The organism is Sabulicella flocculans, assembly GCF_045449635.1.
Lineage (GTDB): Bacteria > Pseudomonadota > Alphaproteobacteria > Acetobacterales > Acetobacteraceae > Roseococcus.
On the sequence record NZ_JBJJBR010000003.1, the window covers coordinates 47117 to 68079 of the forward strand.

Consider the following 20963-nt stretch of genomic DNA (forward strand, 5'->3'; position numbering starts at 1 on the left):
CGGGCCGCGCCCGCCAACGATCGGGGGCGTGATGGCCATCCTGCTTTCCACCAAGGCCAACGCCATGGCCGACTGGCGCGACGCCCTGCTGGCCTGCGACCCGTCGCTCGACATCCGCCTGTTCCCCGATGCCGGCGACCCCGCCTCCATCGAGGCCGCGGTATGCTGGACCCAGCACGACATGGCGGAGCTGCGGCGCTACCCCAACCTGCGCCTCATCGTCTCCATGGGCGCCGGGGTGGACCACCTGCTGCGCCCGCCCGGGCCGCCGCCCGGCATCCCGGTGGCGCGGCTGAAGGATGAGCGGCTGACCACCGGCATGGCCGAATGGGTGCTGCTGAACGTGCTGCGCTTCCACCGGCAGGACCTGGACTACCGTGCCCTCCAGGCCCAGCGCGTGTGGGAGGAGCTGCCGGCGCCCGAGACGGCGGAGCGGCGCATCGGCTTCCTCGGCCTGGGCGAGCTGGGGCTGGCCGCCGCCCGCGCCTGCCAGGCGCTGGGCTTCCCCGTGCAGGGCTGGGCCCGCCGCCCGCGCGACATCCCCGGCATCCCCACCTTCCATGGCGAGGACGGGCTGCACGCCATGCTCCCGCGCACCGACATCCTGGTCTGCCTGCTGCCGCTGACGCCGGAGACCCGCGGCGTGCTGAACCGCGAAACCCTGGCCCTGCTGCCGCGCGGCGCCTTCCTGGTGAACGGCGCCCGCGGCGGCCACGTGGTGCAGGAGGACCTGCTGGCGGCGCTGGATTCCGGCCATCTCGCCGCCGCCGCGCTGGACGTGTTCGAGCCCGAGCCCCTGCCGCCGGAGCACCCCTTCTGGGCGCATCCGCGCGTGGTGATGACGCCGCATGCGGCCTCCATCACCATCCCGCGCTCGGCGGCGCCGCAGGTGGTGGAGAACCTGCGCCGCGCCCGCGCCGGCGAGCCGCTGCTGAACCTGGTGGACTTCTCCGCCGGCTACTGAGCGGCTTCCAGCAAGCCGCTGTTCGCCGCCTCCGGCAGCGGCATCCCGGCGACGGCGCCCTCGGCCTCCGCCATGATGCGGCGCAGCTCGCCCAGGAAGGCGGCGCCCGGCAGGGTGCGCTGCACGAGGACGGAGCGGCGGTCCATCATGTCCAGCTTGCGCTTGGCTAGGTCCAGCTCGCCCAGGCGGTCCAGCGCGCGGGTGATGGCGGGCTTGGAGACGTTCAGCGCCGTCGCCAGCCCGCGCACCGTGTGCGGCCCGGGGCTGAGGTAGACGCTGAGGAAGACGGCGAGCTGACGCGCCGACAGGTCAGGCCCGTCGCGGCGCACCAGCGTCACGATGGTGTCCCGCAGGACCCCCACCATCTGATCCGGATTGGTCTGCGACGCCATGGTTCCCGTTTCCCTGCCCCCCACCCCGGGGGGGATTTGGTGACATCTCCGACTCCGCAGGTGGGGATGCGACACCGGCTTATTAGGGGCAAGGCGACTCAATATTGCAAGAATTTCATTCGCTGTCCGGCCCCGGGTCCGCCCGGCCGGCCAGCCAGGCCTCGATGCCGTCCAGCAGCGCGGGCAGGCCGGTGGCCTCGCCGCCCTCCGGCGCGCCGGGCCGGGTGCTGTCGTTCCAGCAGTAGCAGTCCAGGTGCGCCCAGGGCGTGCCCTCCGGCACGAAGCGGCGCAGGAACAGGGCGGCGACGATGGCGCCGGCCATCGGCCGGGCGGCGACGTTGCCCAGGTCGGCCACCGTGCTGTCCAGCCAGGATTCGTAGGCGGCGTGCAGCGGCAGGCGCCACAGCGGCGCGTGCGCGGCGGCGCCGGCCGCCAGCAGTGCCCCGGCCAGGGCGTCATCGGTGCTGAACAGCGCCGGCAGTTCCGGCCCCAGCGCCACCCGGGCGGCGCCGGTCAAGGTGGCGGCGTCCAGCAGCAAGGCGGGCTGGCGTTCCGCGGCGAAGGCCAGCAGGTCGGCCAGCACCAAGCGGCCCTCGGCGTCGGTGTTGCCGATTTCCACCGACAGGCCCTGGCGGGTGCGCAGCACGTCGCCGGGGCGGAAGGCGGCGCCGCCCACGCTGTTCTCCACCGCGCCCACCAGCAGCAGGATGCGGCACGGCGCACGCCGGGCCATCAGCGCCTCGGCCAGGGCCAGCATCACCGCCGCCCCGCCCATGTCCTTCTTCATGCGCAGCATGGCGCTGCTGGGCTTCAGGTCCAGCCCGCCGGTGTCGAAGGACACGCCCTTGCCGCACAGCGCCAGCAGCGGCCCGGAATCCCCCCATTCCAGCATCGCCACGCGCGGCGCGCGCGGGCTGGCGGCGCCCACCGCGTGCAGGGCCGAGAAGCCCTCCGCCACCTCGGCGCCTTCCATCACCCGCACGCGCGCGCCATGCGCCGCGCCCACCTCGGCCACCGCGGCGCACAGCTCCTCCGGCCCCAGGTGGCTGGCGGGGGTGTTGATGAGGTCGCGCGCGCGCCAGGTGGCGGCGGGCAGCGCGGCGTCGAAGCCCGGCGGCGGCACCAGCAGCGCCGGGGCGCGCTTGGGCGCCTTGAAGCGGGCGTAGCGATAGGCGCCCAGCGCCCAGCCCAGCGCCACGCCCGCGTCGCCGCCCTGCCAGGACGTGCCTTCCGGCAGGGCGTGCGGCAGCGCGCCGTAGCGCCGCGGGTCCTCGCTGCGGCCGACCAGCGCGCCGGTGATGCGCGCGCCGTCGGTCAGCAGCGCGTGGCTGCCGGGCCTGGCGTCGAAGCCCTGCGCCGCCGCCAGGGCCGCGCCGGGGATGGGGCGCCAGCCATCGGGCGCGACGAGGTGCAGGGGCAGGGCGCCGGCGGCGTCGGTGAAGCAGCTCAGGGTCATGCCATGCCATTATGCCACCCATGCCCGTGTTGCGAAGGCGAAGGGCGCGGGCCACATGGCTGCCCATGAACACCCCCCATGATCCGCTCGGCTGGCACGGGACCACCATCCTGTGTGTGCGCCGCGACGGCCGCGTGGCGATGGCCGGCGACGGCCAGGTCTCGCTGGGCCAGACCGTCGTGAAGGGCAACGCGCGCAAGGTGCGGCGCATCGCCCAGGGCAAGGTGCTGGCCGGCTTCGCCGGCGCCACCGCCGACGCCTTCACCCTGCTCGAGCGCCTGGAGGCGAAGCTGGAGCGCTTCCCCGACCAGCTGGAGCGCGCCTGCGTCGAACTCGCGAAGGACTGGCGCACCGACCGCTACCTGCGCCGGCTGGAGGCGCTGCTGGCGGTGGCGGACGACAAGCGCTCCCTGCTGCTCACCGGCCAGGGCGACGTGCTGGAGCCGGAGGACAGCGTCATCGGCATCGGCTCGGGCGGCAACTACGCCCTGGCCGCGGCGCGCGCGCTGATGACGGTGGACGGGCTGGATGCCGAGGAGGTGGCGCGCCGCTCCATGAAGATCGCCGCGGAGATCTGCGTGTACACCAACGGCAACTTCATCCTGGAGAGCCTGCCGGCATGAGCGACGTGATGGCCCCGGAGGCCGTGAACCTTTCCCCGCGCGAGATCGTGAGCGAGCTGGACCGCTTCATCATCGGCCAGCACGACGCCAAGCGCGCGGTGGCCATCGCGCTGCGCAACCGCTGGCGCCGCCAGCAGCTGCCCGAGGCGCTGCGCGAGGAGGTGGTGCCCAAGAACATCCTGATGATCGGCCCCACCGGCTGCGGCAAGACGGAGATCGCGCGCCGGCTGGCGAAGCTGGCCAACGCGCCCTTCCTGAAGGTCGAGGCCACGAAGTTCACCGAGGTCGGCTACGTGGGCCGCGACGTGGAGAGCATCGTGCGCGACCTGGTGGAAGCCGCCATCGTGCAGGCGCGCGACGCCGCCCGCCGGGGCGTGCAGGCCAAGGCCGAGCTGGCGGCGGAGGAGCGCCTGGTGACCGCCCTGGTGGGCGAGGGCGCCAATGGCGAGACGCGGATGAAGTTCCGCCGCATGCTGCGCGAGGGCCAGCTGGAGGCGCGCGAGATCGAGGTGCAGGTGAGCGAGCCGGCCGGCGCGCCCATCGGCATGATGGACCTGCCGGGCATGCCGCCCGGGCAGATGCAGAACATGCAGGAGATGTTCGGCAAGATGTTCGGCAACCGCGCGCGGGCGCGGAAGATGCCCATCGCCGCGGCGCGCGAGGCGCTGGTGCGCGAGGAGGCCGACAAGCTGCTGGACAACGAGGCGCTGACCCGCCAGGCGGTGCTGAACGCCGAGAACAACGGCATCGTCTTCCTGGACGAGGTGGACAAGATCGCCCGCAGCAGCGAGGGCGGCGTGCGCGGCGGCGACGTGAGCCGCGAGGGCGTGCAGCGCGACCTGCTGCCGCTGATCGAGGGCACCACGGTGAACACCCGCCACGGCCCGGTGCGCACCGACCACATCCTGTTCATCGCCTCCGGCGCCTTCCACCTGAGCAAGCCTTCCGACCTGCTGCCCGAGCTGCAGGGCCGCCTGCCCATCCGCGTGGAGCTGAAGGCGCTGACGCGCGACGACTTCCGCCGCATCCTGACCGAGCCCGACCACTCCCTGCTGAAGCAGGCGAGCGCGCTGATGGACACCGAAGGCGTGGCGCTGCGCTTCGACGACGGCGCGGTGGAGGGCATCGCCGACCTGGCCGCCGAGATCAACGCCACGGTGGAGAACATCGGCGCCCGGCGGCTGGCCACGGTGCTGGAGCGGCTGCTGGAGGAGGTGAGCTTCACCGCCTCCGACCGCCGCGGCGAGGCGGTGACGGTGGACGCGGCGATGGTGCGCGAGCGCGTGGCGCCGCTGGCGGCCTCGGCCGACCTGTCGCGCTACATCCTGTAGGGCGGCCCGCGCACGGGAAGCCGGTTCCTGATCGCGCGCGGCGGAACCCGGCCCTAGATCATGATCCGCAAACGCGGATCATGATCTAGCCTTTGCTGAGAGGACGATTCACCACTTTGATGATTCCATCAAAGCGGATCGTGCTCTAGTCCGGCCCGTCATAGGAGCCGCCGGCCATGCGCCCAGGCAGCGCGATCTCCGCCCGCAGCCCAGGCAGGCGCTGGCCGGGCCCCAGGTGCAGCGCCCCGCCATAGAGCCCGGCGAGGTCATGCACGATGGCGAGGCCGAGGCCGGAGCCCGGCTTGGCCTCGTCCAGCCGCACGCCGCGCGCCAGGGCGGCGCCGTCCTCGCCCTCGCCCAGGCCGGGGCCGTCATCCTCCACCGCGATGCGCACCATCCCGCCCTGCGGCGCGCCGATGCTCACCAGCACGTCGTGGCGGCCGTACTTGCAGGCGTTGTCCATCAGGTTGCCCAGCATCTCCGTCACGTCCTGGCTGTCGGCGCGCACCCGGGCCGCGGCCTCGCCCCCCACGCGCAGGCGGATGCCGCGCCCGGCGGTCAGCCGGCGGAAGGCGGTGGCCAGGGCCTCGGCCAGGGCGTGCGGCGCGCATTCGGCGCCGGCGCTGCCGGCCAGGGCGCCGGCGCGGGCGCGGCGCAGGTGGTGGGCCACCAGCCGCTCCAGCACGCCCAGCTGGGCGCGCACCGCCCCCATGTCCTCCGCCTCGGCCGCGTTGCGCAGCACCGCGACCGGGGTCTTCAGCGCGTGCGCCAAGTTGCCGACGTGGTGGCGCGCGCGCTCCACCGTGGCGCGGTTCTGCTCGATCAGCGCCTCGATCTCGCCCACCAGCGGCGCGATCTCCGAAGGGGCGGTGATGTCCATGTGCAGGCGCCGGCCCTGGCGCACCTCGGCCAGTTCCTCGCGCGTGCGGCGCAGCGGCTGCAGGCCCCAGATCACCAGCACCACCACCACGGCGACGAGGCCCGAGCCCAGCACGAAGAAGGCCAGCACCACCTGCTGGCGCAGCCGCGCGATCTCGGCGTCCAGCGCGGCGCGCGGCACCGCCACCTGCACCGTCATCGGCACCTGGCCGGCGCGGGTGGCGATGGAGACGCGCTGCTCCAGCACGCGCAGCAGCTCGCCGCGCGGACCGCGCATGTCGCGCGCGCGGATGCCCTCCTCGCCCGGCAGGGGCGGGCCCAGGCGGGAATCCCACAAGGAGCGCGAGGTGGCCACCGTGTCGGCGGGGCCACGCAGCTGCCAGTAATGGCCGGACAGCGGGCGCTCGAACTCCGGGTCGGCCAGGGGGCGCAGCAGGATGGGCCCGGCATTGGGGTCGAAGGAGGCGGCGGCCACCACCGCGTCCATGATGGAAGCCAGCCGGGCGTCGGCCGCCGTCTCGATCTGCCGCTCGTCCGTGCGCACGACGAACAGGGCCAGCAGCCCCAGCCCGACGGCGACCCACAGCGCGGTGACCAGGGCCAGCCGGCGCGCCAGGGAGCCGCGCGCGGCGACGCCCTCGCTCATCCCGCCGGGACCAGCCGGTATCCCTGGCCGCGCACCGTCTCGATCAGCGCGTCGCCCAGCTTGCGGCGCAGCCGCGCGACGATCACCTCCAGCGTGTTGGAGTCGCGGTCGAAATCCTGCGCGTAGAGGTGCTCGGTCAGCTCCGTCTTGGAGACGGGGCGGCCGGCGTTGAGCGCGAGGTAGGAGAACAGCCCGTACTCCAGCGCGGTCAGCCGCACCGGCGCCCCGGCGCGGGAGACGGCGCGGGTGGCGGTGTCCAGCCGCACCTCGCCGAACACCAGCTCGGGCTTGGCGACGCCGTTGGCGCGGCGGATCAGCGCGTTCAGCCGCGCCACCAGCTCGGCCATGGCGAAGGGCTTGGCCAGGTAGTCGTCGGCGCCGGCGTTCAGCCCCTCCACCTTCTCCGTCCAGGAATCGCGGGCGGTGAGGATCAGCACGGGCATGGCGCGGCCCTGGGCGCGCCAGCGGCGCAGCACGGACAGGCCGTCCATGCGCGGCAGGCCCAGGTCCAGCACCACGGCGTCGTAGGGCTCCGTCTCGCCCAGGTGCAGCGCCTCCTCGCCATCCATGGCGCTGTCCACGGCGAAGCCGGCATCGCCCAGCCCCTGGCGGAGCTGGGCCGCGAGCGGCGGGGTGTCCTCGACGACGAGCAGGCGCATGGGGCGGCAGGATGGGCGCGGCGGGCCGCGCGGTCAAAGGGGCGGGGCGCGGCGGCTCAGCGCCCAGCGGCGCGGGCGGGGGCGCCCTCGCCGGGCGCGCGCTCCTGGACGGGGCCGCGGCCGCGCAGGAACTGGCCGGTGGCGGCGTCCAGCTCCACGATGAAGACCCGGCCGTTGGAGGGCAGGATCTTCAGCTCGTACAGCCACTGGCCGTCGTCGCGCTCCAGGTCGGCCTCGATGACGCGGCCGCGGTAGCGGCGCTCCACCTCGGCCAGGATGTCCGTCAGCGGCAGGATCTGCCCGGCCTCCAGCGCGGCGCGGGCGCGCTCGTGGTCACGGCGCTCCTGCGCCGCGGCGGGGGCGGCGAGCGCCAGCAGGGCCAGCAGGGCAAGGGCCAGGCGATGCATCCACCCAGCGCCATGGGGCCGCATGGCTGAACCTTTCCTGAACCGCCCGCTCAGGCATGGTTCAGATTGCAGGGCCTACATGTCGGTGACGCCGCGATGGCGCGAAGGAGTCGGCACCATGACGCTGTCCACCGGCATGCTCGGCCTGTTCATGATGGCCCTGGCGCTGCTGCCGGTCGTCCTGGTGTGGCGCGACGCCCGCGGCAAGGCGCAGGAGGCGCGCCGCCTGGCCGCGCTGCGCCAGGATGCGCGGGTGACGGCGGAGCTGCGCCGCCGCGCCCCGGTGCCGGCGCTGCAATGGACCGGCGCCGGGCGCTGACCGCCCGCCTCCGCACCAACCGCACCCCAGGGGCGGGCCTTCGGGTCCGCCTTTCTCGCATCCGGACGGCGCCCGGCGCGTTCCCCTCCCGAAGCAAGAGGAGGAATGCATGTCGAAGGCGCAGCTGCCGCCCATCCCGCCCGCCAACCGCCCGAAGCACGGCGCGGCGCGGCAGGAGGAGCCCAAGGGCGACAAGAACCAGGCCGAGGACCGCGACGTGAACCTGGACCAGGTGGGGCAGACCGCGGCGACGCGGCAGAACCTGAACCACCAGGGCCGGCAGCAGGACCGCTGACGATGGCCGGCAAGGCGGACAAGGACGCGGAGGCCAACCGCTCCGGCGGCGGGCCCGGCTCCTCGCACCAGGGCGGCAGCCACGGCCACGCCCACCGCGAGGGGGCCCGGACGGTGCCGGGCGCCCCCACCAACGGCTCGCGCAGCGGCGTCTCAGGCGGCGGCGGCGAGCGCGACAGCCACCACACCCACGACCCGGAATCGAAGGGCGACCGGAAGGGGCGCTGACCGGCCCCCCCTTCACGCGAGGGAGGCGGCTTCCTCGAAGGAAAGCCGCGGCGAGCGCCGGTAGTCCTCCGGCCACTCGCCGTGGCCCAGGTTGACCAGGAAGTTGGAGCGGAAGCCGCTGTCGGCGAAGAACAGCTCGTCCACCTTGGCGTTGTCGAAGCCGCTCATCGGCCCGGCGTCCAGCCCCAGGGCGCGCGCCGCGAGGATGAGGTAGGCGCCCTGCAGCGTGCCGTTGCGCATGGCCGTGGCGTCGGCCAGCGACCAGTTGCCGGCGAACCAGGAGCGCGCGTCGGCATGCGGGAACAGCTGCGGCAGGCGGTCGTAGAACTTGGGGTCGTGGGCGACGATGACGGTGACGGGCGCCGTCATGGTCTTCTCCAGGTTGCCCTGGCTCAGCGCCTCCTTCAGCTTCGCCTTGCCCTCGGGCGTGCGCACGAAGACGAAGCGCGCGGGCGAGGCGTTGGCGCTGGTGGGGCCCATCTTCGCCAGATCGTACAGGGCGCGCAGCGTGTCGTCGGCCACGGGGTCGGGCTTCCAGCGGTAGGCGGTGCGCGCCTCGCGGAACAGCTGGTCCAGGGCGGCGGCGTCGAGCGCGGGCATGCGGCGGTTCTCCGGTGTCGTGACGGGCGGGGTATGGCGCAGGGCGGCCGTCAGGTCACGCGCTCCAGCTCCGCGTCGCTCATCGCGCCGGGCACCACGGTCATCGGCACCGTCAGCCGGTGCGCCAGCCGGCCGGTGAGGGCGGAGATGAGCGGCCCCGGCCCCTTGCCCCCCGGCGCGGTGGCCAGCACCAGGATGGAGATGCGCGGGTCCTCCTCCAGAAGGGAGAGCAGCGCCTCCGCCGGCTGGCCCTCGCGCACCAGCAGGATGGGCAGGCCGCCGGTGATCTCCGTCACCTGGGCGGCCAGGCCGTTCAGTAGGGTCTCGGCCTCCTCCTGGCGCTCCTGGCGCATCATCGCCTCGATGCCGGCCCACTCGGCCTGCTCCACCGCCTCGGCCACCCGCAGCAGGGCGACGCGCCCGCCCGACTTGGCGGCGCGCAGGCAGGCGTAGCGCAGCGCCACCGCGCGCTCCGGGCTGTCATCCACCACCACCAGGAAGACGCGGTCGCGGCGGGCCTGTTCCGTGGGCATGCTCTCAACTCCTGCGGAAGACGACGCTGCCCAGCCAGCCGGCGAAGGCGGCCAGCAGGATGCAGCCCAGGGCGTAGAGCGCCGGCTCCTCCCTCGCCATGGCGGAGATGGAGGCGGCGGTGCCGGTGCGCTCCACCGTGAAGCCCAGCGCCTCGGTGGCGATGACCTGGCGGGAGCGCACCAGCAGCACCTCCACCCGGTAGGCGCCGGGGGTGACGGAGGCGGGCAGCGGCAGGCGCAGGTTGAACAGGCGCGAGCCGGCGATCTCGACCTCCGCCGCGTCCTCCTGCCACAGGCCGCTGCCCTTCTTGAGGTCCAGCAGGGCGGCGCGGAAGCCGGGCGAGCGCGCGCCGGAGCGGTTGTCCAGCGGCAGGGCGTCCAGGCCGATCTGCCGGGCCTGGCGCTCGCCCTCGGGCAGCAGGCGCCAGGCGGGGCGGGTGCCGGCGACGGCGTAGAAGGAGGGGATGCCCTCGAACCGCGCCGAGGGGCCGTTCAGCCACATTCCCAGCACCTGCACCTTGCGGCGCACCACGAAGGGGGAATCCGGCCCGCGGGCGATCACCAGCACCTCGTCGCCGCCCGGCCCCAGCGGCTCCTCCGTCGAGCCGAAGACCAGCAGGGATTCGCCGGTGAAGGCGGTGGTGACCAGCACGCGCTCGCTCGACAGGCGCGCGACCAGCGGCGCGGTCTGCGCCAGGGCGGGCGGCCCGGGCAGCGCCAGCAGCAGGAGCAGCCAGGCCCAGGCGGGGCGGCGGGGCCGCGGCGGCCTCATCCCGCCGGCCCGACGGAGAACAGGGAGGCCGGCACCCGCAGCAGGTCCCACAGCAGGGCGGCGGCCACCGCCAGCACCAGCGCGCCCAGCAGCGCCCGCGTCTCCTCGCCGCGCAGCCGCCCGCCCATGGCGGCGCCGAACTGCGCCCCGGCCACCGCGCCCACCAGCAGCAGCAGCGTCAGCACGATGTCCACCCCGCCCACCTGCACGGCCTGCAGGAAGGTCACGCTGGCGGTGACGCACACCACCTGGAACAGCGAGGTGCCGATCACCACGGAGGTCGGCATGCCCAGGACGTAGATCATGGCGGGCACCAGCATGAAGCCGCCGCCGACGCCCATCACGGCCGAGAGCACGCCGATGCCGAACCCCACCACCACCGGCGGGATGACGGAGATGTACAGGCGGCTCTTGCGGAAGCGCAGCTTGAAGGGCAGGCCATGCGCCCAGGAATGCTGGTGCAGCCGCCGCGGCGCCGCCCGCCGCCGGCGGAAGATGGCGCGCACGCTTTCCATCACCATCAGCGTGCCGACCACGCCCAGCACCACCACGTAGAACAGCGCCACCGCCGCATCCACCTGCCCCACGGCGCGCAGGAAGGCGAAGAGCTGCACGCCGGCCACGCTGCCCAGCAGGCCGCCCGCCACCAGCACCCCGCCCATCACCCAGTCCACGTTGCCGCGCCGCGCCTGCGCCAGCAGGCCGGAGACGGAGGCGCCCAGCGTCTGGTTCGCCCCCGAGGCGACGGCGACCGGCGAGGGGATGCCGATGAGGAGCAGCACCGGCGTCAGCAGGAAGCCGCCGCCCACGCCGAACAGCCCCGACAGCCAGCCCACGACGAAGCCGATGCCCGCCAGCAGGAAGGCATCCACGCTCATCTCGGCGATCGGCAGGTAGATCTGCACCGCCGAACCCTTCACCCGATGCGCCTGGCTGGCAAGGGGCGGTATGCTGCGCGCCATGTTGCGCCGCAGCCTCCTCGCCGCCCCCTGCCTCGTGCTGCCTGCGCGGGCGCAGCCATCCGCCCGCGTGGCGCTGCTGCACCTCAACGACTTCCATTCGCGCCACGAGGCCATCACGGCGGCGGCCGCCATCTGCCGCCCGGGCGGCGATTGCCGCGGCGGCAGCGCCCGCATGGCCGCCGCCATCCGCGCCGCGCGCGACGCCGCCCGCGCCGAGGGCCGCGCGCCGCTGCTGCTGGACGGGGGGGACGAGTTCCTCGGCTCGCTGTTCTTCACCCATCATGACGGGCTGGCGGAGGCCGGGATGCAGCGCCTGTGGGGCGTGGGGGCGATGACGCTGGGCAACCACGAGTTCGACCTCGGCCCCGCCGGCCTCGCCCGCTACCTCGAGGCGGTGGACTTCCCGGTGCTGGCGGCGAACGTCGAGGCCGCCGCCGAGCCGCTGCTGGCCGGCAAGCTGCGCCCGACCGCGAGCTTCCGCTCGGGCGCCGCGCGGCTGGTGGTGGCGGGACTGGTGACGCCCGACACGCCCACCCTGTCCTCCCCCGGCCCGCAGCTGCGCTTCACCGACCCGGCCGAGGCGGCGAGCCGCGCGGTGTGGGAGGCGCGGCGCGAAGGCCCGGCGACGGTGGTGGCGCTGTCGCACCTGGGGGCCGCCGCCGACCGCCGCCTGGCGCGCGAGGTGCCGGGGCTGGACGTGATCCTGGGCGGGCACAGCCACACCCTCATCGCCCCGCCGGAGGTGGTGGCCGGCCCCGACCGCCCCGTGCTGGTGGCGCAGGCCGGCGCCTTCGGCCGCTGGCTGGGCCGGCTGGACCTCGACCTGGACGATGCGGGCCGCGTGACGGCGCATGCGGGCGGCACGCGCGAGCTGACGCCCGACCTGCCGGAGGATGCGGAGGCCGCGGCGCTGGTGGCGGAACTCGCCGCGCCGCTGGAGGCGATCCGCCGCCGCCCCGCCTTCGACCTGCCGGCCGCGCTGCCCGCCGACGGCTGCGGCCGCGCCCCCTGCGCGCTGGGCGAGGCGGTGGCTGAGGCGATGCGCCGGGCGATGCGGGCCGAGATCGGCTGGCAGAACGCGGGCGGGCTGCGCGCCGGGTTGCCGGCGGGCGCGGTGGGCTGGGGCGACGTGCTGACCACGCTGCCCTTCTCCAACACCGCCGTGCGCATCACCCTGCGCGGCGGCACGCTGCGCGAGGCGCTGGAACACGCCTTGGCCCGCCGCGGCGGCGGGTTCCCGCAGCTCGCCGCCCTGCGCTACGCGGCCGATGGCGTGCGGCTGCTGCGCGCCGAGGTGCGCGACGCCGCCGGCGACTGGCATCCGCTGGAGCCGGAGCGCGCCTACACGGTGGCGACGAACAACTTCCTGCGCCGCGGCGGCGACGGCTACGCCATGTTCGCCGAGCCGCTGGAAGCGCTGGAGGACGGGCCGCCGGTGGAGGACGCGCTGGTGCGCCTGCTCAGCGGCGCGGCAGGAAGCCCATGGCGGCCTTCGCCTCCGCCAGGATAGGCAGGGCGATCGCCTCCGCCTTCTCGGCGCCGCGGCGCAGGGCGGCGTCCAGCGCGTCGGTGTCCTCCAGCAGGCGGGCCATCTCGGCGCGGATGGGCGAGAGGTGCGCCACCAGCGCGTCGGCCAGCGCCGGCTTGAACTGGCCGAAGCCCTGGCCGGCATGCGCGGCCAGCACCTGCGCCGGCTCGCGCCCCGTCACCGCGGCCATGATGCCGACCAGGTTGCGCGCCTCCGGGCGCTTCTCCAGCTCGGCCAGGCTGTCGGGCAGGGGCTCGGGGTCGGTCTTGGCGCGCTTGATCTTGTTGGCGATGTCGTCGTCCGCATCGTTGAGGTTGATGCGCGACTGGTCCGAGGGGTCGGACTTGCTCATCTTCTTCGTGCCATCGCGCAGGGACATCACGCGCGCGGCGGTGGCGCCGATGAAGGGCTCGATGCGCGGGAACAGCGCCACGCCGTAGTCGTGGTTGAACTTCTGCGCGATGTCGTTCGCCAGCTCCAGGTGCTGCTTCTGGTCGTCGCCCACCGGGACGGAGGTCGCCTTGTAGAGCAGGATGTCGGCGGCCATCAGGTTGGGATAGACGTAGAGGCCCGAGGACATGTTCTCGGCGTTCTTGCCGGCCTTGTCCTTGAACTGCGTCATGCGGTTCAGCCAGCCCAGGCGGGCCACGCAGTTGAACAGCCAGCCCAGCTCGGCATGGGCGGGCACGTGGGACTGCACGAACAGGATGCAGCGCTCGGGGTCCAGGCCGCAGGCCAGCAGGGCGGCCGCCATCTCGCGCGTCTGGCGCAGCAGGTCCTCGGGCTTCTGGAACTGGGTGATGGCATGCAGGTCCACCACGCAATACAGGCAGTCGTGCGTGTCCTGCATCGGCACCCAGTTGCGGATGGCGCCGAGGTAGTTGCCCAGGGTGGGGACGCCGGAGGGCTGGATGCCGGAGAAGACGCGCTGCTGCATGGGCGCGGGCTTCGCGCGGCGGGGCGCGATGGTCAAGCCCGCCGCAGCCGCCGCAGCAGGGTGCGCAGCTCCATCCCGCCCAGCGCCTGCGCGGCGGCGAAGTAGGCGGCGCCGCCCAGGGCGCACACCACCGCCAGCCGCCACACCCCGTCCCACCCCGCGCCCGGCGCCAGCCAGCGGTCCAGCCCCCACAGCGCCAGCACCATGCCCGCCGCCGCCAGCGCCAGCCGCGGCAGCCGCCGCCGCAGCCCGCGATCGGCCACCAAGCGCCCGCGCCGCGCCAGCAGCCAGGCCAGCAGCGCCGTGTTGGCCCAGGCCGAGAGCGAGGTGGCCAGCGCCACCCCCACATGGCCCAGCGGGCCCATCAGCAGCAGGTTCAGCGCCACCGACAAGCCGAGGCAGGAGACGCCCACCTTCACCGGCGTCGCGGTGTCGCCGCGCGCGAAGAAGCCGGGCAGGAACACCTTGACCAGCACGAAGGCCGGCAGGCCGAAGGCGTAGGCCACCAGCGCCCAGGCGGTGGCGCGCGCCTCGGCCTCGCCGAAGGCGCCGCGCTGGAACAGCGCCTGCAGGATCGGCAGCGCCAGCACCGCCAGCGCCAGCGCCGCCGGCACCGCCAGGGCCAGCGCCACCTCCAGCGCCCGGTTCATCGAGCGGTGCGCCGAGAGCGGCTGCCCGGAGGAGATCTGCCTGGCCAGGATGGGCAGCAGCGCGGTGGCCACCGCGGCGCCGATCACGCCCAGCGGCAGCTGCGCCACGCGGTCGGCGTAGTACAGGAAGGACACGGCGCCCGAGGGCAGGAAGGAGGCGACGATCACGTCCACCGCCAGGTTCAGCTGCGTCACTCCCGCGCCGATCATGCCGGGGCCCATGCGGCGCAGCACGACGCGCGCCTCGGGCGTCAGCCGCGGCAGGCGGAAGGGGTTCAGCGGCATGCCCGCCTGCCGCGCCGCCCACAGCACGAACAGCAGCTGCACCACGCCCGAGGCGGTGACGCCCCAGGCCAGGGCGTGCGCCGGCGTGGGCGTGACCGGCGCCAGCACCCACAGCGCGGCCACGGACAGGATGTTGAAGAAGATCGGCGCCGCCGCCGGCGCGGCGAAGCGCCCCAGCCCGTTCAGCACGCCCGACACCAGCGCGGTGAGGCAGATCAGCAGCAGGTAGGGCAGGGTGATGCGCGCCAGCTCCACCGCCAGCGCGGCCTTCGGCGCATCGAAGCCCGGCGCCAGCAGGCCGATCAGCTGCGGCATCAGCGCCAGGCCCAGCCCGGTCAGCAGCGCCAGCCACAGGCCCAGCAGGGTGGCCATGCGCTCGGCCAGCTCGCGCGCCGCCTGGGGGCCGCGGGTGGCCAGAAGGGCGGCGAAGGCGGGCACGAAGGCGGCGTTGAAGGCACCCTCGCCGAAGAAGCGGCGGAACAGGTTGGGCAGCTTCAGCGCCACGAAGAAGGCGTCGGCCAGCGGCCCGGCGCCGAGCTTCGCCGCGATCAGCATGTCGCGGAGGAAGCCGAGGATGCGGGAGGCCATGGTCCAGCCGCCCACGGTCGCGATGGCGCGGAGCATGGGAGGGGCCTAGACCATCGGCGAAGCCGCTTGAAGATGGCGCGCCGCGAAGTTCGGCCTTGCCCGCCATGCGGCCACCTTTCCACGATGGAAAGGCGTCCGGCATGGCCTTCGCCGTCCGTCGCACCCTGGCGGGCAGGGCGCTCGCCTTCACCCTCGCGGCCTGCCAGGAGCAGGCGGCCGGCCCGGTCACCGGCACCCCGGTGGCGGCGGGCACCAGCTTCCAAGGTGCCATGACCTTGACGCGCAACGCGGCGGGACGTCGCGGCGACCGGGTCATCATCCGGACGCTGGTGGTCGAGGGCGAACGGGCAAGCAGGCCCTACAACCGGGACGAGGGCCGGCGGGCGCAAGGCGTGCCCGGGCCGGATGGGCGCTTCCGCCTGTTCGGGCCGGAGGGGACCTCCGTGGTCATCGAGGGGCGCATCGAGGGCAGCCGCGCCAGCGGCACCTTCGAGAGCCGGGACTGCACCTATGCGATGGACCTCGCGCGCATCGGCTGACGGGGCCTACGCCTTCGCGGCGGCTTCCCGCACGGTGCTGGCCACCGCGCCGCCGCCGGGCGGCACGGTGGGGCTCAGCGCCTCCAGCAGCGCCAGGCGCAGCGGGGCCAGCTTGCGCTCGTTCTCCACCTTCAGGCCGAACACGTCCTTCACGTAGAACACGTCCACCGCCCGCACGCCGTAGGTGGTGATGTGGGCGGAGGCGATCTGCAGCCCGTGCTCGCTGATGGCGCCCGTCACGTCGTGCAGCAGGCCGGGGCGGTCGCGCCCGTTCACCTCGATGACGGTGTGGGTGTTCGAGGCGTGGTTGTCCACCACCACGCGCGGCGGCACCGTCACCGCCGCCAGGCGCGCCGGCTCGCGCCGGACCTTCCTGATCTCGGCGTCCAGGCGCAGGTGGCCGCTCAGCGCCTGCTCGATCAGCACGGACAGGCGCGCCAGGCGGTGCGGCGCGTCGAAGGCGCCGCCCTGGCTGTCCTGCACCCAGAAGGTGTCCAGCGCCATGCCGTTGGTCAGGGTGTGGATGCGCGCGTCCACGATGGAGGCGCCGGCCACCGCCAGCGCGCCGGAGATGCGGCTGAACAGCCCCGGGTGGTCGGCGGCATAGACCGTCACCTCCGTCACCGCGCGGTCGGCCAGCACGCGGGAACGCACGGTGAGCGGCGCGGCGGCGGCCTCGGCCTCGCGGATGATGCCGGCGTGGCGGGCGTGCGTCTCGGCGTCGAAGGAGAGCCAGTAGCCGGGGTAGCCCAGGGCCAGGAAGCGCTCCGTCTCCTCCTGGGTGAAGGCGGGCAGCATGGCGCTGGCGGCCTCCTTGGCGCGGGCCACGCGCACGTCGCGCTCGGGCACCGTCATGCCGCCGGCCAGCACCTCGCTCACGCGCCAGTACACCTCGCGCAGCAGGGTGGCCTTCCAGGCGTTCCACACGCGCGGGCCCACCGCGCGCATGTCGGCCACCGTCAGCACCAGCAGCAGGCGCAGGCGCTCGGGGCTCTGCACCTGGTCGGCGATGTCGAGGATGGTCTTGGGGTCCTCGATGTCGCGCTTGAAGGCGGTGTGGCTCACCAGCAGGTGGTGCAGCACCAGCCAGGAGACGGTCTCGGTCTCCTCCGCGCTCATGCCCAGGCGCGGGCAGATCTCCTGCGCCAGCCGGGCGCCGAGTTCCGAATGGTCGCCGCCGCGGCCCTTGGCGATGTCGTGCAGCAGGGCGGCGACGTAGAGCGCGCGGCGGGACTGCAGCTGGCCCATCAGCTCCGTCGCCACCGGCGCCACCTCGGCCAGCGCGCCGGTCTCGATGCCCTGGAGGATGCCGATGGCCTCGATGGTGTGCTCGTCCACGGTGAAGACGTGGTAGGTGTCGAACTGCATCAGCCCGGTGATGCGCTGCCATTCGGGGATGAAGCGGGCCAGGAAGCCCATCTCGTTCAGCAGGCGCAGCCACTTGGCGGCGTCCCGGCCCATCAGCAGGTCCAGGAAGATGCGGTTGGCTTCCTCGTCGCCGCGCAGCGCCTCGGCGCGGCGGGAATGGCGGATCATCGCGCGGATGGCCAGTGGGTGGATGTCCAGCGCCCGGTCCCGCGCCGCCTTGAGGATGCGCAGCATCAGCACCGGCTCGCGCGAGAAGTCGCGGTCGGGCGGGGCGGCCACCAGCTTGCCGTCGGCGAAGGCCAGCCCCATGGCGGCGATCGCCGGGTCGCCGTCGCGCCGCCGCGCCGGCGGGCCCAGGGCGGCGCGCTCGATGGCGGGCTCCAGCACGCGCGACAGGCGCGCGACGTCGCGCGCGGTGAGGAAGAAGTGCTTCATCAGCCGCTCGGTGCCGTCCTGCGTGCCGTGGCGGGTGTAGCCCATGCGGGCGGCCACCACCGGCTGCAGGTCGAAGGTCAGGCGCTCCTCGGCGCGGCCGGTCACGTAGTGCAGGTGGAAGCGCAGCGTCCACAGGAAGTCCCAGGCGCGGCGGATCGCGCGCGCCTCCGTCTCGCTCAGCAGGCCGCCGCCGGGGGCGTCGGCGCCCACCAGCTCGGGCATCCGCTGCACGCCGAAGCCGAAGCGCGCCAGCCAGTACAGGGTCTGCAGGTCGCGCAGGCCGCCCTTGCCTTCCTTGACGTGCGGCTCGACCAGGAAGGCGCTCTCGCCGTAGCGGGCGTGGCGGGCCTGGCGCTCGGCGCGCTTGGCGGCCAGGAAGGGGGCCAGGCCGCTCTTCTGGCGCATCCGGTTGAACTCGGCCTGGAACTGGGCGAAGGGCGCCGGGTCGCCGGCCAGGAAGCGGGCGTCCACCAGCGCCGTCATCACCGTGACGTCCTTCTGCGCCTCGCCCAGGCATTCCTTCACGCTGCGGGTGGCGTGGCCCACCTTCAGCCCGCAATCCCACAGCAGGTACAGCAGGAACTCCACCAGCCGGCGCGTGCGCGGCCCGGGGTCCTTGTGCGACAGGAACAGCAGGTCGATGTCGCTGTGCGGGGCCAGCACGCCGCGGCCGTAGCCGCCGGTGGCCACCAGCGCGAAGTCCAGCCCCGGCCCGCCGCGGCTGTTGGGCACCATCAGCGCGGCGTAGCCCTGGATGGCCCCCATCACCTGGTCCATGCGCGCGCTCAGGCGGCGCGCGGCGCCCAGCCCGCCGGTCTCGCGCGCCTCGAACAGCCGCTGCACCTCCGCCTGCACGCGCCCCAGCTCCCGGCGCAGCAGCGCCAGCGCCTGGTCGCGCGGCAGGGGCACCCCGCCGGGCACCAGGTTCAGCTCCACATCGGCGGGTTCGCCCGCGACCATCCTCATGACGGCAGAGCGTAGTGCGCCGCGGCGCGCACCGCCAGTTGGGATGACGCCTTAGCGCGCGGCCTCACAGCAGGGACTTGAGGTTGTAGAGGGCCTGCTGGCACTCGCGCGGGTTCAGCGCGTCCGGGTCCAGCGCCGCCAGCGCGGCCAGGGCGGGGTGCGGCGGCGGCGCGGGCGCGAACAGCGGCATCTCGGCCACCAGCGGGTCGGCGCCTTCCTCCGCGCGCGCCTCCAGCGCCCCCAGCACCGCGGCGGCGCGCTTCAGCACCGGGGCGGGCACGCCGGCCAGCCGGGCGACGTGCACGCCCCAGGACTTCTCCGCCGCGCCCTCGCCCACCTCGTGGCGGAACACCACCTCGCCGCGCCACTCGCGCACCTCCATGCGCGCCAGCCGCATCTCCGGCAGGCGCGGGGCCAGCTTGGTCAGCTCGTGGAAATGGGTGGCGAACAGGGTGCGGGCGCGGATGCGGTCGTGCAGCGCCTCCAGCACCGCGGTGGCGATGGCCAGCCCGTCCCAGGTGGCGGTGCCGCGCCCCACCTCGTCCAGCACCACCAGCGAGCGCGGGCCGGCCTGGTTGAGGATGGCGGCCGTCTCGCTCATCTCCACCATGAAGGTGGAGCGCCCGCCGGCCAGGTCGTCCGCCGCGCCGACGCGGGAGAACAGGCGGTCCACCAGCCCGATGCGCGCGGCCTCCGCCGGCAGGAACAGCCCGGCCTGCGCCATCACGGCGAACAGGGCGTTCTGCCGCAGGAAGGTGCTCTTGCCCGCCATGTTGGGCCCGGTCAGCAGGCACAGCCGCCGCCCGGGCGACAGGTCGCAGCCGTTGGGCACGAAGGCGGGGCCGCGGGCGCGGCGCAGCGCCGCCTCCACCACCGGATGCCGCCCGGACTGCACGGCGAAGTCCGGGCGCTCGCTCACCTCCGGCCGGCACCAGGCGCCTTCGGTGGCGAGTTCCGCGTTCGCCGCCACCACGTCCAGCGCGGCCATGGCGGCGGCGGCCCCGGCCAGCGCGGCGGCGTCGGCCAGGATGAGGCGGCGCAGGTGCGCGACGACCAGGCGCTCGCGCTTCGCCGCCTGCTCGCCGGCCTCGGACAGCCGGCGGTCGAGGTCGGCCAGGGCGGGGCAGGTGAAGCGGTGGGCGTTCGCCATGCTCTGGCGGTGGATGGGCGCCAGCTGCTCGGCCACCGGCGGGGCGGCGCGCAGCAGCTTCTCGCCGGCCGCCGCCGGCACCTCGGCCAGGAAGCCCAGCTGCTGGTGGTGGCGCACCTTCAGCGCCGCGACGCCCCAGGCGCGGGCCAGCTCCATCTGCATCGCCGCGATGGCCTCGCGCGCGCCGTCGCGCAGGCGCTTCAGCGCGTCCAGCTCGCCGTCATAGCCGGGGGCGACGGTGCCGCCATCCTCCAGCCGGGCGGGCAGGGCGTCCGCCAGGGCGCGGGAAAGCTCCTGCGCCAGTCTGGGCAGGGTGTCGGGGCAGGGCAGGGCGGTGCCGCGCGCGGCGTCGGCCAGGGCGGCGGCGCGCCGGAGGCCGTCGCGCACCGCGCCCAGGTCGCGCGGGGCGAAGCGCTCCAGCGACAGCCGGGCCAGGGCGCGGGCCATGTCGGGGGCGCCCTTCAGCGCGGCGCGGATGGCGGCGCGGCGCGGCGCCTCGGCCAGCAGCAGCGCCACCTCGGCGTGGCGGGCGCGGATGGCGGCGAGGTCGTCCAGCGGGGCGGCGAGGCGCGCCGCCAGTTCCCGCGCGCCCGGCCCGGTCAGCGTGCGGTCCAGCGCGCCCAGCAGGGTCGGCCCGCCCTGGGGGGAGTCCAGGATTTCCAGCGAGCGCCGGGTGGCGGCGTCCATCGCCATCCGCCCGCGCGCGCCCTCGGCGCTGGGCGGCGAGAGGCGGGGCAGGGCGCCGTTGCCCATGGCGCGCACGTAGTCCAGCGCCATGGCGGCGGCCTGCGCCTCGGCCTCGGTGAAGGAGCCGAAGCCCTCCAGCGTGGCGGCGCCGAAGGCCTCGGCCACGCGGCGGGCGGCGTCGCGCGGGATCACCGCCGGCGTCGCGCCGTCGCGCCCGTCAGCGGCCAGCACCTCGGCGGGGCGCAGCCGGGCGACGAGGGTGGCGGCGTCTTCGCCCGCGGCGGTGTGGAAGGCGCCGGTCGAGACATCCAGCCAGGCCGCGCCGCCATCGGCCAGGGCCAGCAGCCAGGCGGGGCGGGCGGCGTCCAGCAGCGCCTCCTCCGTCGCGGTGCCGGGGGTGACCACGCGCACCACCTCGCGCCGGAGGGTGGGCGCCTTGCGGGCCTTGGCTTCCTCGGGCGTTTCCAGCTGCTCGCAGATGGCGACGCGGAAGCCGCGGCGCAGCAGCCGCGCCAGGTACGCCTCGCAGGCGTGGTGCGGGATGCCGCACATCGGGATGGGCCGGCCCTGGTGCTCGCCGCGCTGGGTCAGCGCCAGGCCCAGCGCCTCCGCCGCGGCCTCGGCATCGGCGAAGAACAGCTCATAGAAGTCGCCCATGCGGAAGAAGACCAGGGCGCTGCCCGCGCGCTCCTTCGCCGCGAACCATTGCGCCATGGCCGGGGTCGCGCCGGCGCTCGTCAGGGGGGTGTCCACCGCCCCGGTCTA

General features: G+C 74.7%; 21 protein-coding genes. 8 read left to right on the forward strand and 13 right to left on the reverse strand.

All coding sequences use genetic code 11. The features are described from left to right. Nucleotides 1–31: 31 nt before the first annotated feature. The gene (locus ACI6QG_RS05045) at nt 32–964 is read left to right on the forward strand and encodes a 2-hydroxyacid dehydrogenase (RefSeq protein ID WP_407023730.1); all 933 of its coding nucleotides are present in this window, start codon (nt 32–34) and stop codon (nt 962–964) included. Here the strand turns inward: ACI6QG_RS05045 and ACI6QG_RS05050 are convergent. Then, on the reverse strand, nt 958–1356 hold the full coding sequence (locus ACI6QG_RS05050; RefSeq protein WP_407023481.1) for a MarR family transcriptional regulator: 399 nt from the start codon (nt 1354–1356) through the stop codon (nt 958–960). The genes ACI6QG_RS05045 and ACI6QG_RS05050 overlap by 7 nt on opposite strands. A 115-nt stretch (nt 1357–1471) precedes the next feature. Continuing rightward, on the reverse strand, nt 1472–2812 hold the full coding sequence (locus tag ACI6QG_RS05055; RefSeq protein WP_407023482.1) for a leucyl aminopeptidase family protein: 1341 nt from the start codon (nt 2810–2812) through the stop codon (nt 1472–1474). A gap of 65 nt (nt 2813–2877) precedes the next feature. On the opposite strand from ACI6QG_RS05055, the gene hslV reads away from it, so the two are divergent. Next, nucleotides 2878–3435: an ATP-dependent protease subunit HslV gene (gene hslV, locus ACI6QG_RS05060; RefSeq protein ID WP_407023483.1), complete on the forward strand. Its 558-nt coding sequence runs from the start codon at nt 2878–2880 to the stop codon at nt 3433–3435. Beyond that, nucleotides 3432–4766, forward strand: a complete 1335-nt coding sequence (hslU, locus tag ACI6QG_RS05065; RefSeq protein ID WP_407023484.1) for an ATP-dependent protease ATPase subunit HslU — start codon at nt 3432–3434, stop codon at nt 4764–4766. Before hslV ends, hslU begins: the two co-directional genes overlap by 4 nt. A gap of 145 nt (nt 4767–4911) precedes the next feature. On the opposite strand, the gene ACI6QG_RS05070 is transcribed toward hslU, so the two are convergent. From ACI6QG_RS05070 to ACI6QG_RS05080, 3 genes are read right to left on the reverse strand one after another with little or no spacing between them, the layout of a single operon-like run. After that, entirely contained in the window at nt 4912–6291 is a 1380-nt protein-coding gene (locus ACI6QG_RS05070; RefSeq protein ID WP_407023485.1) for a sensor histidine kinase, read from the reverse strand. After that, the gene (locus ACI6QG_RS05075) at nt 6288–6950 is read right to left on the reverse strand and encodes a response regulator transcription factor (RefSeq protein ID WP_407023486.1); all 663 of its coding nucleotides are present in this window, start codon (nt 6948–6950) and stop codon (nt 6288–6290) included. The genes ACI6QG_RS05070 and ACI6QG_RS05075 overlap by 4 nt, the downstream gene beginning before the upstream one ends. 56 nt (nt 6951–7006) lie before the next feature. Further along, a complete protein-coding gene (locus ACI6QG_RS05080; RefSeq protein ID WP_407023487.1) occupies nt 7007–7357 on the reverse strand; it encodes a PepSY domain-containing protein in 351 nt (116 codons plus the stop codon). Between the two features lie 118 nt (nt 7358–7475). Here ACI6QG_RS05080 and ACI6QG_RS05085 point away from each other — a divergent pair, with 118 nt between their 5' ends. The 3 genes from ACI6QG_RS05085 to ACI6QG_RS05095 all read left to right on the forward strand — a co-directional run bounded on the left by ACI6QG_RS05085 (nt 7476) and on the right by ACI6QG_RS05095 (nt 8198). Further along, nucleotides 7476–7676 (forward strand): hypothetical protein, encoded by a 201-nt coding sequence (locus tag ACI6QG_RS05085; protein ID WP_407023488.1) that lies wholly within the window; start codon nt 7476–7478, stop codon nt 7674–7676. Between the two features lie 109 nt (nt 7677–7785). Beyond that, a complete protein-coding gene (locus tag ACI6QG_RS05090) occupies nt 7786–7971 on the forward strand; it encodes a hypothetical protein (RefSeq protein WP_407023489.1) in 186 nt (61 codons plus the stop codon). A gap of 2 nt (nt 7972–7973) precedes the next feature. Further along, entirely contained in the window at nt 7974–8198 is a 225-nt protein-coding gene (locus ACI6QG_RS05095) for a hypothetical protein (RefSeq protein WP_407023490.1), read from the forward strand. Between the two features lie 12 nt (nt 8199–8210). Here ACI6QG_RS05095 and ACI6QG_RS05100 read toward each other — a convergent pair whose 3' ends face one another. Genes ACI6QG_RS05100 through ACI6QG_RS05115 form a run of 4 tightly spaced genes read right to left on the reverse strand, consistent with a single transcriptional unit; the run spans nt 8211 to nt 11065 of the window. After that, a complete protein-coding gene (locus tag ACI6QG_RS05100) occupies nt 8211–8798 on the reverse strand; it encodes a malonic semialdehyde reductase (protein ID WP_407023491.1) in 588 nt (195 codons plus the stop codon). A gap of 50 nt (nt 8799–8848) precedes the next feature. Continuing rightward, on the reverse strand, nt 8849–9331 hold the full coding sequence (locus ACI6QG_RS05105; protein ID WP_407023492.1) for a universal stress protein: 483 nt from the start codon (nt 9329–9331) through the stop codon (nt 8849–8851). Between the two features lie 4 nt (nt 9332–9335). Further along, the gene (locus tag ACI6QG_RS05110; protein WP_407023493.1) at nt 9336–10103 is read right to left on the reverse strand and encodes a TIGR02186 family protein; all 768 of its coding nucleotides are present in this window, start codon (nt 10101–10103) and stop codon (nt 9336–9338) included. Continuing rightward, entirely contained in the window at nt 10100–11065 is a 966-nt protein-coding gene (locus ACI6QG_RS05115) for a sulfite exporter TauE/SafE family protein (RefSeq protein ID WP_491630716.1), read from the reverse strand. The genes ACI6QG_RS05110 and ACI6QG_RS05115 overlap by 4 nt, the downstream gene beginning before the upstream one ends. Between ACI6QG_RS05115 and ACI6QG_RS05120 the strand changes: the two genes are divergently transcribed. Continuing rightward, the gene (locus ACI6QG_RS05120) at nt 11064–12575 is read left to right on the forward strand and encodes a bifunctional metallophosphatase/5'-nucleotidase (protein WP_407023494.1); all 1512 of its coding nucleotides are present in this window, start codon (nt 11064–11066) and stop codon (nt 12573–12575) included. The genes ACI6QG_RS05115 and ACI6QG_RS05120 overlap by 2 nt on opposite strands. Here ACI6QG_RS05120 and trpS read toward each other — a convergent pair. Continuing rightward, a complete protein-coding gene (gene trpS / locus ACI6QG_RS05125) occupies nt 12526–13530 on the reverse strand; it encodes a tryptophan--tRNA ligase (protein ID WP_407023495.1) in 1005 nt (334 codons plus the stop codon). The genes ACI6QG_RS05120 and trpS overlap by 50 nt on opposite strands. A gap of 32 nt (nt 13531–13562) precedes the next feature. After that, nucleotides 13563–15089 (reverse strand): murein biosynthesis integral membrane protein MurJ, encoded by a 1527-nt coding sequence (gene murJ, locus ACI6QG_RS05130; RefSeq protein ID WP_407023496.1) that lies wholly within the window; start codon nt 15087–15089, stop codon nt 13563–13565. A gap of 104 nt (nt 15090–15193) precedes the next feature. Here murJ and ACI6QG_RS05135 point away from each other — a divergent pair, with 104 nt between their 5' ends. Further along, the gene (locus tag ACI6QG_RS05135) at nt 15194–15592 is read left to right on the forward strand and encodes a hypothetical protein (RefSeq protein ID WP_407023497.1); all 399 of its coding nucleotides are present in this window, start codon (nt 15194–15196) and stop codon (nt 15590–15592) included. A 6-nt stretch (nt 15593–15598) separates the two neighbouring features. Here ACI6QG_RS05135 and ACI6QG_RS05140 read toward each other — a convergent pair whose 3' ends face one another. Next, nucleotides 15599–18355, reverse strand: coding sequence for a [protein-PII] uridylyltransferase (locus ACI6QG_RS05140; protein WP_407023732.1), 2757 nt, complete (start codon nt 18353–18355; stop codon nt 15599–15601). A 70-nt stretch (nt 18356–18425) separates the two neighbouring features. Then, nucleotides 18426–20951: a DNA mismatch repair protein MutS gene (gene mutS, locus ACI6QG_RS05145; RefSeq protein WP_407023498.1), complete on the reverse strand. Its 2526-nt coding sequence runs from the start codon at nt 20949–20951 to the stop codon at nt 18426–18428. Nucleotides 20952–20963 lie beyond the last annotated feature (12 nt).

What these genes read in the sequence shown, in the direction of transcription:
- ACI6QG_RS05050 (WP_407023481.1), bottom strand. Translation starts at nt 1,356, where the DNA reads ATGGCGTCGCAGACCAATCCGGATCAGATGGTGGGGGTCCTGCGGGAC.
- ACI6QG_RS05055 (WP_407023482.1), bottom strand. Translation starts at nt 2,812, where the DNA reads ATGACCCTGAGCTGCTTCACCGACGCCGCCGGCGCCCTGCCCCTGCAC.
- hslU (WP_407023484.1), top strand. Translation starts at nt 3,432, where the DNA reads ATGAGCGACGTGATGGCCCCGGAGGCCGTGAACCTTTCCCCGCGCGAG.
- ACI6QG_RS05070 (WP_407023485.1), bottom strand. Translation starts at nt 6,291, where the DNA reads ATGAGCGAGGGCGTCGCCGCGCGCGGCTCCCTGGCGCGCCGGCTGGCC.
- ACI6QG_RS05090 (WP_407023489.1), top strand. Translation starts at nt 7,786, where the DNA reads ATGTCGAAGGCGCAGCTGCCGCCCATCCCGCCCGCCAACCGCCCGAAG.
- trpS (WP_407023495.1), bottom strand. Translation starts at nt 13,530, where the DNA reads ATGCAGCAGCGCGTCTTCTCCGGCATCCAGCCCTCCGGCGTCCCCACC.
- ACI6QG_RS05095 (WP_407023490.1), top strand. Translation starts at nt 7,974, where the DNA reads ATGGCCGGCAAGGCGGACAAGGACGCGGAGGCCAACCGCTCCGGCGGC.
- murJ (WP_407023496.1), bottom strand. Translation starts at nt 15,089, where the DNA reads ATGCTCCGCGCCATCGCGACCGTGGGCGGCTGGACCATGGCCTCCCGC.
- ACI6QG_RS05075 (WP_407023486.1), bottom strand. Translation starts at nt 6,950, where the DNA reads ATGCGCCTGCTCGTCGTCGAGGACACCCCGCCGCTCGCGGCCCAGCTC.
- ACI6QG_RS05080 (WP_407023487.1), bottom strand. Translation starts at nt 7,357, where the DNA reads ATGCATCGCCTGGCCCTTGCCCTGCTGGCCCTGCTGGCGCTCGCCGCC.
- ACI6QG_RS05135 (WP_407023497.1), top strand. Translation starts at nt 15,194, where the DNA reads ATGGCCTTCGCCGTCCGTCGCACCCTGGCGGGCAGGGCGCTCGCCTTC.
- hslV (WP_407023483.1), top strand. Translation starts at nt 2,878, where the DNA reads ATGAACACCCCCCATGATCCGCTCGGCTGGCACGGGACCACCATCCTG.
- ACI6QG_RS05105 (WP_407023492.1), bottom strand. Translation starts at nt 9,331, where the DNA reads ATGCCCACGGAACAGGCCCGCCGCGACCGCGTCTTCCTGGTGGTGGTG.
- ACI6QG_RS05140 (WP_407023732.1), bottom strand. Translation starts at nt 18,355, where the DNA reads ATGGTCGCGGGCGAACCCGCCGATGTGGAGCTGAACCTGGTGCCCGGC.
- ACI6QG_RS05110 (WP_407023493.1), bottom strand. Translation starts at nt 10,103, where the DNA reads ATGAGGCCGCCGCGGCCCCGCCGCCCCGCCTGGGCCTGGCTGCTCCTG.
- ACI6QG_RS05045 (WP_407023730.1), top strand. Translation starts at nt 32, where the DNA reads ATGGCCATCCTGCTTTCCACCAAGGCCAACGCCATGGCCGACTGGCGC.
- ACI6QG_RS05115 (WP_491630716.1), bottom strand. Translation starts at nt 11,065, where the DNA reads ATGGCGCGCAGCATACCGCCCCTTGCCAGCCAGGCGCATCGGGTGAAG.
- ACI6QG_RS05085 (WP_407023488.1), top strand. Translation starts at nt 7,476, where the DNA reads ATGACGCTGTCCACCGGCATGCTCGGCCTGTTCATGATGGCCCTGGCG.
- ACI6QG_RS05120 (WP_407023494.1), top strand. Translation starts at nt 11,064, where the DNA reads ATGTTGCGCCGCAGCCTCCTCGCCGCCCCCTGCCTCGTGCTGCCTGCG.
- ACI6QG_RS05100 (WP_407023491.1), bottom strand. Translation starts at nt 8,798, where the DNA reads ATGCCCGCGCTCGACGCCGCCGCCCTGGACCAGCTGTTCCGCGAGGCG.